At 38.3% G+C, this 12,957-nt stretch carries 10 protein-coding genes; 9 read left to right on the top strand and 1 reads right to left on the bottom strand.

Annotated elements, in window-relative coordinates; translation table 11 throughout:
* Positions 1–121 precede the first annotated feature (121 nt).
* From ACYQ73_RS06185 to ACYQ73_RS06195, 3 genes are all read left to right on the top strand, one after another.
* Positions 122–3,310 carry a BTAD domain-containing putative transcriptional regulator gene (locus ACYQ73_RS06185; protein WP_460011665.1) on the top strand — a complete coding sequence of 1,063 codons (3,189 nt, stop codon included), beginning with the start codon at positions 122–124 and terminating at the stop codon, positions 3,308–3,310.
* Positions 3,311–3,576: 266 nt separating this feature from the next.
* A complete protein-coding gene (locus ACYQ73_RS06190) occupies positions 3,577–4,395 on the top strand; it encodes an alpha/beta fold hydrolase (protein ID WP_460011666.1) in 819 nt (272 codons plus the stop codon).
* Positions 4,396–4,679: 284 nt separating this feature from the next.
* Entirely contained in the window at positions 4,680–5,579 is a 900-nt protein-coding gene (locus ACYQ73_RS06195) for a LysR substrate-binding domain-containing protein (RefSeq protein WP_460011667.1), read from the top strand.
* Between the two features lie 36 nt (positions 5,580–5,615).
* On the opposite strand, the gene ACYQ73_RS06200 is transcribed toward ACYQ73_RS06195, so the two are convergent.
* The gene (locus ACYQ73_RS06200) at positions 5,616–6,605 is read right to left on the bottom strand and encodes an aldo/keto reductase family protein (protein ID WP_460011668.1); all 990 of its coding nucleotides are present in this window, start codon (positions 6,603–6,605) and stop codon (positions 5,616–5,618) included.
* 647 nt (positions 6,606–7,252) lie between these two features.
* Between ACYQ73_RS06200 and ACYQ73_RS06205 the strand changes: the two genes are divergently transcribed.
* The 6 genes from ACYQ73_RS06205 to ACYQ73_RS06230 all read left to right on the top strand — a co-directional run bounded on the left by ACYQ73_RS06205 (position 7,253) and on the right by ACYQ73_RS06230 (position 12,952).
* Positions 7,253–8,497 carry a substrate-binding domain-containing protein gene (locus ACYQ73_RS06205; RefSeq protein WP_460011669.1) on the top strand — a complete coding sequence of 415 codons (1,245 nt, stop codon included), beginning with the start codon at positions 7,253–7,255 and terminating at the stop codon, positions 8,495–8,497.
* A gap of 91 nt (positions 8,498–8,588) precedes the next feature.
* Positions 8,589–9,365: an ABC transporter ATP-binding protein gene (locus tag ACYQ73_RS06210; RefSeq protein WP_460011670.1), complete on the top strand. Its 777-nt coding sequence runs from the start codon at positions 8,589–8,591 to the stop codon at positions 9,363–9,365.
* The gene (locus ACYQ73_RS06215; RefSeq protein WP_460011671.1) at positions 9,340–10,047 is read left to right on the top strand and encodes an ABC transporter ATP-binding protein; all 708 of its coding nucleotides are present in this window, start codon (positions 9,340–9,342) and stop codon (positions 10,045–10,047) included. Before ACYQ73_RS06210 ends, ACYQ73_RS06215 begins: the two co-directional genes overlap by 26 nt.
* Before the next feature lie 15 nt (positions 10,048–10,062).
* Positions 10,063–10,935, top strand: a complete 873-nt coding sequence (locus ACYQ73_RS06220) for a branched-chain amino acid ABC transporter permease (RefSeq protein WP_460011672.1) — start codon at positions 10,063–10,065, stop codon at positions 10,933–10,935.
* Positions 10,932–11,951 carry a branched-chain amino acid ABC transporter permease gene (locus ACYQ73_RS06225; protein ID WP_460011673.1) on the top strand — a complete coding sequence of 340 codons (1,020 nt, stop codon included), beginning with the start codon at positions 10,932–10,934 and terminating at the stop codon, positions 11,949–11,951. Before ACYQ73_RS06220 ends, ACYQ73_RS06225 begins: the two co-directional genes overlap by 4 nt.
* Positions 11,948–12,952: a 3-oxoacyl-ACP synthase gene (locus tag ACYQ73_RS06230; protein ID WP_460011674.1), complete on the top strand. Its 1,005-nt coding sequence runs from the start codon at positions 11,948–11,950 to the stop codon at positions 12,950–12,952. The genes ACYQ73_RS06225 and ACYQ73_RS06230 overlap by 4 nt, the downstream gene beginning before the upstream one ends.
* The last annotated feature ends 5 nt before the right edge of the window (positions 12,953–12,957 follow it).

A 12,957-nucleotide genomic window follows, 5' to 3' on the forward strand; every position in this document is an offset into this window, starting at 1 on the left:
AAATTATTGGATTTTAAAAAATCAACCCCATTTTATGATGATGAGTCCATATTTTAAAAGATTTTAAACTTTGAAGACTTGTAACCTTACATAACCAGTTGAATGGGGAGGTTATCACGAAATGACTACAGACATTATTATTCAATCAAAATGTATTCCACCAAGACCGTCCAACCATTGTATTAGTAGAGCTACATTAATGAGAACATTAAAAAAATCCCTAGAAAATTCTTGCACACTTATTCATAGTGGGGCAGGATATGGTAAAACAACAATCCTTACACAATTTCTACATGCCCAATCAAACAAATTTTCCTGGTACAGTGTGTCCGAGGAAGATGATAATATTTTGCCGTTTTTAAGGCATTTATTTTTTAGTATTACACGAATTGTTCCAAGCTTCGGTCAAGAATTTGATGCATGGAATCAATTATCTCGTTTTCCGAAAATAGAAGAACTTAATCGTTGGTTTAAGCTATTTGTTAATAGTTTATGTGAAATCAAAGGGCCGATTTTAATTGTCATTGACGACTACCATCTTGTTGATCATGAATTTCATATTAATTATGTGATGGAAAAAATAATTGAGTTTTCACCACCGAATGTTCATTTTATCGTCGCCTCTAGAACGTTGCCGAATTGGGATATTACGAGAAGATTAAAGCTACAAAAAAAATTACTCGTTATTTCTGAAGGTGAATTAGCGTTTTCTTCAGAGGAGATCGCTGTTTTTTTCGAGGATTATGTAGCAGTGCGTTTAACAGGACAAGAAATTTCTAAGGTTTTAGAAATTACAGAGGGCTGGGCAATTAGTATTTCTTTATTAGCTGAGCAATGGAACAATGAATCCTTAGAGCATTGGCTAAATATCTCTACTAATGATCTATTCACCTATTTATCGGAGGAAGTTTATTTTAAGATGTCAGCATTCGAGCAAGGGGCCTTACTAAAGTTGGCGATTTTCCCTACATTTTCTGAGGAGTTTATCACACAATTTTATGGTTCGGAAATAGCAGAGGCGTTAAAACGGTTTGTACAGCGACATTTATTTATTCAACCGATCACAACGGATGGTTTATATCGTTTTCATGCATTGTTCATTCGGTTTTTAGAGCTAAAATGGCGACAAAATGCTTCGCAATATATTGCATTGCATAAACAAGCAGCATTGTATTATGTAAAAGAGAACAATATACAAGCTGTTCTTCATCATGCATTTAAAACGAATGATCAGGATTTTTGTGGTGCGTTATTACAAAATCATGCCGAAAGTCTAGTCCGTGCAGGACAATTTGAGTGGCTATTAGAAAAAATAAATCGATTTACAGCTGATAAAAAATCGGAATATTACGAATTATATTACTTTGAAGGTGAGTGCCATCGCTATCGTGCTTATTATGAAAGAGCGAAGCAGTCCTATGAACATTGTGCAAACATCGCAAAAAGTAAGAATGATTATCTCTTTATGACGAAAGCGCAAGCAGGTTTAGCACATATTTATCTCGATACAATCCAGCCAGCATTGGCAGAGCCGCATTTAAAAAGAGCATTAGAGTTAGCAAAGCATACACCGTTAAACGAAGAGGAACTTCTCGAATTGCAACGTCAGTATGCAGAGAATTTGGTGAATTTAGGGAGAGCAAAAGGGGCACAAACTTTTACAAATGAGGTTGTTTTGACGGAGGAAGTGCTACAAAGAGCAAATGTTGATGTTCGCATATTGTTAAGAACAGGGCAGCTACTAGAGGCAAAGGAATTGCTGACGCAGCGGTTGGAATTACCGCCACAGCTTGTCGCGACACATAGAGAGAGTGAGCTGTTGGCATCATTTGTCTATGCGTTATTAGGGTTGGGCAAGGATGCTTGGTATGCCGCTCAGCATGGGATTCGTAGGGGATTACGTGAGAAATCTGTTTTTATTGAGGCTGTTGGCTATATTCGCAAAGCACATGCGTTACTATTAGTGGATTTTCCTGATTATCAAGGAGCCTGCAATGCTTATGAAAAAGCCCTTACATTGTTGAATACCATTAATATTTCTCGCGTAAAGGCCGAGCCGTATATGGGACTAGCAATTGTCAAACATGCACAAGGAGATATTATCTCTGCTAAAAAATATGTAGCACTTGGCTTACGGGAAACGGAGCAAGTTCAAGATGCATGGATGACCGCTCTTATATTAATCGCTGAGGTTAAAATTATTATTTCTCAACAGGAATTTGAACGAGCACGGCAATTATTAATAAAGGCACAGAGACTTTTCCATGACTGTGGCGATCAAAATGGGGAGATGCATGTATTATTCTTTCACTCTGTCATTGCCTTCAAAGAAAATAATCCTCAACCATTCAATCATTATTTTCAGCAGTTTGCACAGTTATGCATCAATAATGGCTATGACTACTTTTTACAGAGGAAAACTATTCTCGGTCCACCGAATCGAATGATTTTTTATGAGCTTTTACAATTTAGTAGGAAATGTGATGGAGAAAATGCCGCTATTTTAAAAATGCGTAATTATTTTCAAGTAGAGGACAATATCGTTTATCCGCATGACGAAGTACAGGTGAATTTATTAGGAAGTTTGGATTTAATAAGAAAGCATCGAAAGCTTGAAGATAAAGAATGGCAACGCGATAAATCGAAGGAGCTCTTCGTCTATTTATATTGTCATCGCAACCGTTTTACACCAAAGGAAGAGATGGCACAGGCATTATGGCCAGAGCGGAATGTTGATTCACTAGATCGAGATTTTAAAGTTGTATTGAATACGTTATTAAAAGTTCTTGAGCCAAATAGAAATGCGCGTCAGGACAGCTTTTTCATTCAGCGTAAAAATAATATGTACCAATTGCAGCAAATTCAATTTCTGCAAATTGATGTTCAACGCTTTCTCTACTTTTATGAATTAGGGATGGGGGAGTTCGATCCACAATTGTCAAACGAATGGCTGCATCTTGCTGAAACAAGCTACACGGATGCACTTTACGCTGAAAAAAAACAATTAGATTGGCTTCTACAGGATCGTGAAAAGTTACAGTCATTATATATTGAAGTACTGGAAAGATTAGCACAAAATGCAACGCGGCAACAAAATTATAAGCAAGCTATTTTTTATGCAGAAAGAATGATTCGTGAGGATGCATTATGGGAAGAAGGCTATCGATTGTTGATGTATAGTTACTTTCAATTACAAAACCGTTCCCTAGCGTTAAAATGGTATGAAAAATGTGTGCAGCAATTAAAAAATGAACTAAATACAACACCGATGGAATCGACGATGGTTGTTTATGATTTAATAATCGGATAGGGTATATTACGCGATTGGTTATTTTGGGGGCATAACCATGACGTGGGTTGATTTCCGTTCCGACAAGGCGCTTTCCTGGGGACGTCCGTTGAGCCGTTTTGTTGTCGCTTCACTTTCGCACAGAAATGCAGCAGAATCTCATCTTTGACGCTGTCATCTGACCCTAAGGAGTCGCACAGTCTCCACGCCAATCGACCGACTCCTGTAAGAATAAACATAACATTTATATAATCAATAATTTTTATAAAAATATTGGAGGAACTACAATGTCATTTTGTAAGGTAAGTAAGGCGAATATTTACTATGAAATAATTGGGACTGGAACACCAATCGTTATGCTCCATGGATATTCGCCAGACCATAGACTAATGAAGGGATGTATGGAGCCTGTTTTTGCAGAAAGGGAAGGCTGGAAACGAATCTATATTGACCTTCCAGGAATGGGAAAAACGACAGACTACGAAAAGATCAATAATTCAGATGAAATGCTAGAGGCAGTAGTAGAACTAATTCACTCATTAATACCAAATGAACGTTATTTATTGGTAGGAGAATCTTATGGTGGATATTTAGTGCGTGGAATCATGAGAGAGTATCATGAACAAATTTTAGGGGCTGGGTTTATTTGTCCGTTGATTATTCCTGATAAACAACTTCGAACAGTACCAGACCAAAGTGTTGTCTTGGCGGATAAAGAATTTTTATCGACATTAACGAAAGAGGAGCTAGAGGATTTTAGCTCACATCTTGTTGTTTTAGATGAATATAATTGTCATCGTTATAGAAATGAAGTGTTAGCAGGTCAAAGAAACGCAGATGTAGAATTTTTAGAAAAAATCCAAAAAAGCTATAGTTTTACTTTTCCTGTAGATGAAATTTCATTTGATAAACCTTGTTTATTTTTGTTAGGCAAACAAGATTCCATGGTTGGCTATAAGGACGCTTTCGCCATTTTAGATAAATTCCCAAGAGCAGCCTTCACAATTTTAGATAAGGCTGGGCATAACTTGCAAATTGAACAAGCGAATTTGTTTAATAGCCTTATGCATGAATGGTTGAAGCGGGTAGTGGAATATATTGATTGAAATACATTTTAAGTAAAAGACAGAATGGAATCTTTTGAATAACTCACTTATTCAATAATTTCAAAGGATTCTTATTGTCTAATTTTTATCACTTATTTTCCTTAATGAACATTGATGAAGCATTAGCTTAAGAAAATAAGAAATACAGGCGAATTTAAATCTTCATCTCCCTAACCAAAGAGCTGTATACCATAAAAAGCATGGCTACGAAAATACTATGCACCAAAATGAGTTTGATATTAAAAAAAGTCCTTAATCGATTTTAGTAGAAGGGATAGTTGCAAATGGATATTAGGAAAATGCGATATTTCATAATGGTGGCAGAAGAATTGAATTTTAGTCGTGCGGCAGAACGCCTTAGGATGGCGCAACCTCCTTTAAGCCAAGAAATTCGTAAATTAGAAGAAGAATTGGGAGTTCAACTTTTTCATCGAACGAAAAGAATGGTTGAACTTACGGATGCTGGGAGGATATTTTTAGAAGGATCTCAACAAACACTGCTTCAGTTAGAAAGAACCATAAAAGAAACACAACTTGCTGCTGAAGGGAAAATAGGGAGCTTAATTATTGGTTTTGTCGATTCCGCAGAAATTGTTATAGAAGTTCTTAATGAATTTCGAGAACGCTTTCCTAAAATCCATCTTATATTACGTGAAATGACAACGGAGCAGCAATTAAAAGCACTTTATGAGAAACAAATTCATATTGGATTTATTCGTTCTAAACAGAACAACGGGATACTAACTTCTGAAGTTTGTTCGGAAGAATCTTTAAGATTGGTTTTACATCAAGATCATCCTTTCGCCTCATTGCCCGAAATACCACTTCGATTGTTAATTGATGAACCATTTATTTTGTTTCCGCGTCATATGGGTCCAAATTTTTATGATTTAATTATTAGCTACTTTTGGGAGCATGGTGTAAGTTTAAATGTTGTTCAAGAAGCTATTCAAATGCAAACAATTGTAAATCTAGTGGCAACCGGGATGGGAGTTTCTGTCGTTCCATCTTCGGTGGAGAGTTATAAACATCCTGGGGTTATCTATAAAAAAATCCAAGAGACTACACCAAAGGTAAATTTATATGTTGGCTGGAGAGAAGATGAAAAATCTGTAGTAGTAAATCATTTCTTAACAGTTGTTAGAGAGATGTATTCGATCTTGCAATTTGATCACCAAAGATAAAAGCCCATCCTAAGGGGGATGGGTAACACAATAGTATTAACCTGTTTTACTTGGATCGTACTCAACGAAACCTTCTAATACTTTGTCAATCTGATTCATAATTTCAATGTCTAGTTTGACACCAGAAGCGAGCGTATTCTCTCTTACCTGTTCTGGGCTCGAGGCACCGATAATTGCTGAGGAAACATTCTGGTTTTGTAGTACCCAAGCTACTGCGAGTTGAGCGAGGGTAAGATCAATTTCTTGCGCGATGGGTTTAAGCTTCTGAATAGCAGTGAGTACATTGTCGTTCATCCAACGTTGAGCAAGTTTATTAAAAAATGGTTTGCCAGCCGGAGAATTAGCACGCGATTGGGCTGGTACTGGTTTTTGAGGTAGATATTTTCCAGTGAGAACACCTTGTGCTAAAGGCGACCATACTACTTGCCCAAGTCCTTCACGTTGACAGGTTGGTATAACATCGCTTTCGATAACTCTCCACAACATTGAATACTGGGGTTGGCTTGCGATGAAAGGAATGTTCAATTCCCGTGAAAGTGCTGCACCACGGGTAATTTGTTCTGCTGTCCACTCACTTACACCGATATAAAGCACTTTACCTTGTCTTACAAGATCTGCGAAAGCTAACATCGTTTCTTCAAGAGGAGTAGTTGGGTCAAATCTGTGTGCATAATAGACGTCTATATAGTCTGTTTGTAACCGACGCAAAGATGCATGACAATTTTCTAGAATATGTTTTCTTGATAAACCTTTATCGTTTTGCCCATTCCCAGTCGGATGGCACACCTTTGTACATAGTTCAATGCTCTCCCGTCGTATACCTTGTAAAGACCTGCCGAGTACTTCTTCAGCTCTAGTTTCTGAATAAACATCAGCAGTATCGAATGTAGTTATACCGACATCTAGTGCTGCTTTAACACACTCTTTTGCAGTATCCTCATCTACTTTACCCCCATGATTTATCCAATTTCCGTATGCAATCTTGCTTATTGTTAATCCGCTATTGCCAAGTTTACTAAACTCCATTCTAGTCCCTCCTTTTAAAAGTGCTATCTTCATTATAAAAACCAGATTTCAATATGGATAATATATTATTACTAATGAATTAATATGAAATTTATATAAAACTGCTGAAGAGGTTCGTTGCTGTCGTTGCAGAAAAAATAGCTCCCACAAAGTATGCTACTGCGCTGTATATTCACAAATGTTCCGATAAATCGATGAAACATTCCGATAAAATCTGAAATTGTTCCGATAAACCTTTCATCCCCGGAATTGATGATAAAAGGACAGCTACTGAAAAAGCGAAAAGTAAATGACTTTAGAATTATCCCTTTGATCAAGTGAAGCGACATAAAGCATCAGTGCGGTCAGATAGCGTGCATGAAGGTGGTAGATATCGATATTTTTCGAAAGTTGGTAGATAAATTAATAAAGTTGGTTGATAAACAATCAAAAGTTCTCGATAAATCTCAAAACTGTTTCGATAAAACCCTCATACACGGAAAACCACACTTCCGTCGCGCTTCGTTCCACTCCACTTTCGCTGCAGAGTTGTTAGGCTCATAAACTGACCCAACTATCTTGTAACTAATTTGTAACTACAGTTTTATATAGTGGATATAACAACGAAAGCGCTTTCTTTTTTAGTTTATTATGAAAGGGGTTATGGGATGAAGAAGCATTGGTTATTTATGCTTTTATTGATGCTAACGATGTTGATGGTGGCTTGTAATTCGGATGAGACGAAGGATAGTTCAACTGGTGGTAAGGCCTCGGAGGATGATACAAAGGGGGCTACTACTGAAGAAGGCCGCACTATTAAAATCGGTGTGCTTGCGTCATTGACGGGTGCTCTGGAGTCGTATGGGAAACAAACAAAGAATGGCTTTGAATTAGGGATTGATTATGCTACAGGCGGTACGATGGAGGTTAACGGTAAGAAAATAGAAATTGTTTATGAAGATACTGAAACAAAGCCTGAGGTTGCGGTACAAAAAGCAACGAAACTATTAGAAGATGACAAGGTTGATTTCTTAGTAGGTTCCTCTAGCTCAGGTGATACGCTCGCTGTACTACCACTTGCGGAAGAATATCAAAAGATTATGGTGGTGGAGCCTGCGGTAGCGGATAGTATTACGGGCTCAGAATTTAATAAATATATTTTCCGTACAGGTCGAAATTCTTCACAGGATGCTTATGCAGCAGCGGCAGCGATCGCAGGAAAAGGTGTTAAGATTGCAACGTTTGCGCCAGATTATTCTTTTGGCTGGGATGGGGTGAAGGCATTTAAGACAGCTGCAGAAAAGCTTGGCGCAGATATTGTTTTAGAGGAATATGCAGATCCAGCAGCAACTGATTTTACATCCAATTTGCAAAAAGTAATTGATAAAAAACCAGATTATTTATTTGTTGTATGGGCTGGTGCGAACTCACCGTGGAATCAAATTGCAGATTTAAAAATTCAAGAAAAGGGCATAAAAATTTCAACAGGTGCACCAGATATTATTGCATTGAAATTTATGGATCCATTAATCGGTATGGAAGGGTTCTCTGTTTATTATCATACGTTACCACAAAATGATGTAAATAAATGGTTAGTTGAGGAACATAAAAAACGCTTCAATGAAGTTCCGGATTTATTTACGCCAGGAGGCATGTCTGCAGCCATCTCAATTGTAGATGCGCTGAAAAAATCAGACGGCGATACAGATGCAGAAAAACTTATCGGCATTATGGAAGGGATGTCATTTGAAACGCCAAAAGGAAAAATGACTTTCCGAAAAGAAGACCATCAAGCATTACAGTCGATGTATTCTATCCGTCTGGAAAAACAAGATGGTGTAGATTATCCGGTACCAGTGCTAATTCGTGAGCTAAGTCCTGAAGAAACGGCACCTCCGATCCTGAATAAGTGAAAATACGAGACAGATATTTTTCTGTCTCTCTTCACCCACTTTCAGATGAGAATGGGTGAAGAGAGATAGAAGTACTTGAAAGGAGAATACGATGGAACCTATTTTACGAACAGAAAACTTAACCATTCGTTTTGGCGGACACACAGCTGTCGACCAGGTAAATTTTAATATGCCGGAAAAGCATTTGAAATCCATTATTGGACCAAATGGAGCTGGAAAAACAACCTTTTTTAATTTGCTTAGTGGAGAGTTAAAGCCGACTGCTGGTGATGTCTATTTTAAGGGACAATCACTTGCACAAAAATCAGCAATTGAAAGAACACGAATGGGTCTCGGCCGCTCTTTTCAAATTACGAATGTTTTTCCGAACTTGACCGTTTTAGAAAATGTCCGTTTAGCTGTGCAATCCAAGGAGAAAGTTCGTTATCAATTATTTCGCCATTATAAAAGCTATAGGGCGATTACAGAAAAAGCAGAGGAACTATTATCACTTGTTTTGCTTGACAATAAAAGAGATGCCCTAACGACAATGCTGTCCCATGGGGAAAAGAGAAAGCTTGAGATTGCTATGCTGTTAGCACTTGATACAGAAATTCTTTTACTTGATGAACCAACGGCAGGCATGTCCTTAGAGGAGGTGCCAACGATTTTAGAGGTGATTCGCACGATTAAAAATCAAGGCGATAAAACCATTCTCCTCATTGAGCACAAGATGGATATGATTCTAGATTTATCGGACTCGATTATGGTGCTATTTAATGGCCAGCTTCTTGCGGATGGAACACCAGGGGACATCATGAAAAATGAAACCGTACAAAATGCATATTTAGGAGGTCTGTACGATGAACACCTTACTGAAATTAAATGATGTCCACACATATATCGGCCAATACCATATTTTGCAGGGGGTCAATTTTGAGGCAATGGAGGGGCAGGTAAGTGTACTGCTCGGCAGAAATGGGGCTGGCAAAACGACCACTTTAAAAACGATTATGGGGTTAACGCCTGCTTCAAAGGGTGAGGTAGAATTTCGCTCGCATTCTATTAAAAAAAGCCCGACCTATAAAGTTGCAAAATTAGGAATAGGCTATGTACCTGAAAACCAAGGTATTTTTGCAGATTTAACCGTAGAGGAAAATATGAAAGTGGCTATGCGCAAAGAAGATACAGCTACTTTAGAGCGACAAAATTATGTGCTAGAGCTGTTTCCTGATTTAAAGAAATTTTGGAAAAAGGCTGGTGGACATCTTTCAGGTGGTCAAAAACAAATGCTGTCCATGGCACGGGCATTTATCAATGATAGTAAGTTAATGTTGATTGATGAGCCTTCTAAAGGACTAGCGCCAATAGTGGTAGAGAAAGTGATGGAGGCCATCGTTGAAATGAAGAAGCAAACGTCCATCATTCTTGTGGAGCAAAACTTTATGATGGCGAGTCGAATTGGTGATACGTATACGTTGATTGATGATGGCAGAACCGTTCATTCGGGCAACATGCAGGATCTTATCCATCATGAAGAACTAAAAAGAAAATATCTTGGAATCGGATAAAGGTGGTGTATTTGATTGGAGCTATTCGTCAATTTAGTCATTAATGGCCTGGCAACTGGCATGTTAATTTTTTTACTGGCAGCGGGTCTGACGCTAATTTTTGGATTAATGGATGTTTTGAACTTTGCTCACGGTGGTTTATTTGTTTGGGGGGCTTATGCTGGGATCTTTACGTACATGTATACAGAGAGCTTTCTCATTGGCGTTGTAGGTGCTGTCATAACAGGAGCTTTATTGGGACTTATTACAGAAAAATTAATTATCACACCTGTGTACGGCAATCATATTCAGCAAATTTTAATTACTTTAGGACTGATGCTTGTTCTACAGGAGTTGATTAAAGTTGTTTTTGGTCCAAATGGTGTAGCAGTGAAAACGCCGAGCTACTTAACAGGCAGCTGGGAAATTGGAGACGTTATTATCATTAAATATCGATTATTTATTATTGTTGTAGGGTTTATCATTTTCGGTATTTTCCAATACATGTTAAAGAAAACGAAAATTGGGCTAATCGTTCGGGCGGGTGTTCAGGATAAAGAAATGGCACAAGCACTTGGCATTCATATAAAGCGGGTATTTTTATATGTCTTTATGGTTGGTGCGGCACTAGCAGCACTTAGCGGCATGTTAATGGCACCATATTCAGGTGTCATCTATGCGGAAATGGGCATGGAGTATGCGATTTTAGGCTTTATCGTTGTCGTAATCGGAGGAATGGGCAGTTTTTCAGGCTCGCTACTGGCAGCTATATTAGTCGGCTTAGCAGGTAGCTTTATGGCTTATTATGTGCCAGTGCTATCGCTCGCGGTCAATATGATTTTAATGGCCATTGTTTTAATTTTCCGTCCACAAGGTTTATTTGCTATGCGAAAGGAGAGATCGACATGAAAAATAAGCTTTCATTAAAGTATGTAGGCTTTTTCCTCATGCTGGCAATATTAGTGCTTCTCCCTTTCGTCAATGATTCAAGGACGCTCATTATTTTATTAACGCAAATCTTTATTTTCGGTATTTTAGCGATGAGCTATGACATTCTCCTTGGCTATACAGGTATTGTGTCGTTCGGGCATGCGATGTTTTTTGGTTTAGGTGCCTACACAACGGCAGTCATGCTGAAACAAATGGAGCCAACACTCTCGACATTTTTCTTATCTATCGTAGTAGGAATATTGCTTGCAGGGTTCATTAGTTTTTTTGTAGGATTACTGACACTACGATTAAAAAGTCATTTCTTTGCGATGCTGACATTATCTTTTTCGGGACTATTTTTAGTAGTGGCAGAAAAATGGCGTTCTGTTACATACGGAAATGATGGTTTTACGTTTAGAGCACCCGAAATGTTTAGAGATCGAATGACGTTTTATTTCTTTGTACTAGCATGCTTAGTCGTGGTTTTTATTGCGCTATATCGTTTCGTTAACTCGCCAACTGGTCGAATATTAATTGCTGTTCGGGAAAATGAACAACGAACAAAATCATTAGGCTATAACACCTTGTACTATAAAGTGATTGCATCAGTTGTGGCAGGTACCGTTGCAAGCTTAGCAGGCTCTTTATATGCTGTCTCATTACGTTTTGTCAATACGAGTGTGATGACAATGGACATTACTTTAGATGCATTATTAATGACGATTATTGGCGGTGTGGGCACATTAGTTGGACCATTACTAGGATCGGCTGTTATTGAATATGCACAGCATGCACTTTCAGGATTAGCTCGTGATTATCCAATATTTGAACGTTGGATTATCTTCTTTGGAATTCTGTATATTTTAGCTGTTATCTTTTTCCCAAAAGGAATTATTGGATCACTGCGCCTGATGTTTTGGAAATGGCGATTAAAGCACAAGGAAAAAGGTCAAACATCGGTTGCCCCGTCGCAGGAAAAGGAGCGATTTGAATGACAGTAGGCATTGTAAGTACAGGAATCTATATTCCACAAACGAAAATGACAGCTAAAGAGATTGCGAGGCTTTCCAATATTCCAGAGGATATTATTCGACAAAAAATGGGCATCTATGAAAAACCTATTCCTGGTGAGCACGATCATACGGTTCAAATGGGTATATGGGCAGCGCAGGACGCTATACGCAAGGCTAATATCGACCCGAAAGACATTGATGTTGTGATTTATATGGGAGAGGAGCATAAGGAGTATCCTTTGTGGACTGCCTCGATAAAAATGCAGGAGGAGCTAGGTGCCGTAAATGCTTGGGCATTCGATGTGCAATTAAGATGCGGCACGACCATTATGGCGCTAAAACTAGCGAAAAGCTTAATGGCATCGGATGATTCCATTCATACTATCCTCCTAGCTGGTGGCTATCGAAATGTTGATTTTATCGATTACAGCAATCCTCGCACACGTTTTATGTACAATTTAGCTGCGGGTGGTGGCGCTATCTTGTTACAAAAAGACTATGATAAAAATCATTTATTAGAGGCGGATATTATGACGGATGGCTCGTTCTCAGAGGATGTAGTCGTGCCTATTGGTGGTACAAAAAAACCTTTGACACCTTCTGATTTAGAAAATAATTTGTATCAGCTCGATGTGATCGATCCGATTGGAATGAAGGAGCGCTTAGAGCAAAAATCTTTAAGCAATTTTTTGAAGGTAATTCGAACATCCTTGACGAAAAGTGGATTAACTGAGAGGGATATTAGTTATTTAGCGATGCTTCACATGAAAAAATCTGCTCATGATTATATATTAACTGAACTCGGCTTACAGCAGGAGCAGTCCATATACTTACAAGAGTATGGTCATATCGGACAGATTGACCAAATATTATCATTGCAGCTGGCGTTAGATGAAGGCCGTATCCACGATGGAGACATCGTCACACTTGTTAGTGCAGGTATTGGCTATGTTTGGGGAGCTATTACGATTCGATGGGGATAAGGGGG

It is taken from the genome of Lysinibacillus sp. CTST325 (genome assembly GCF_054665055.1).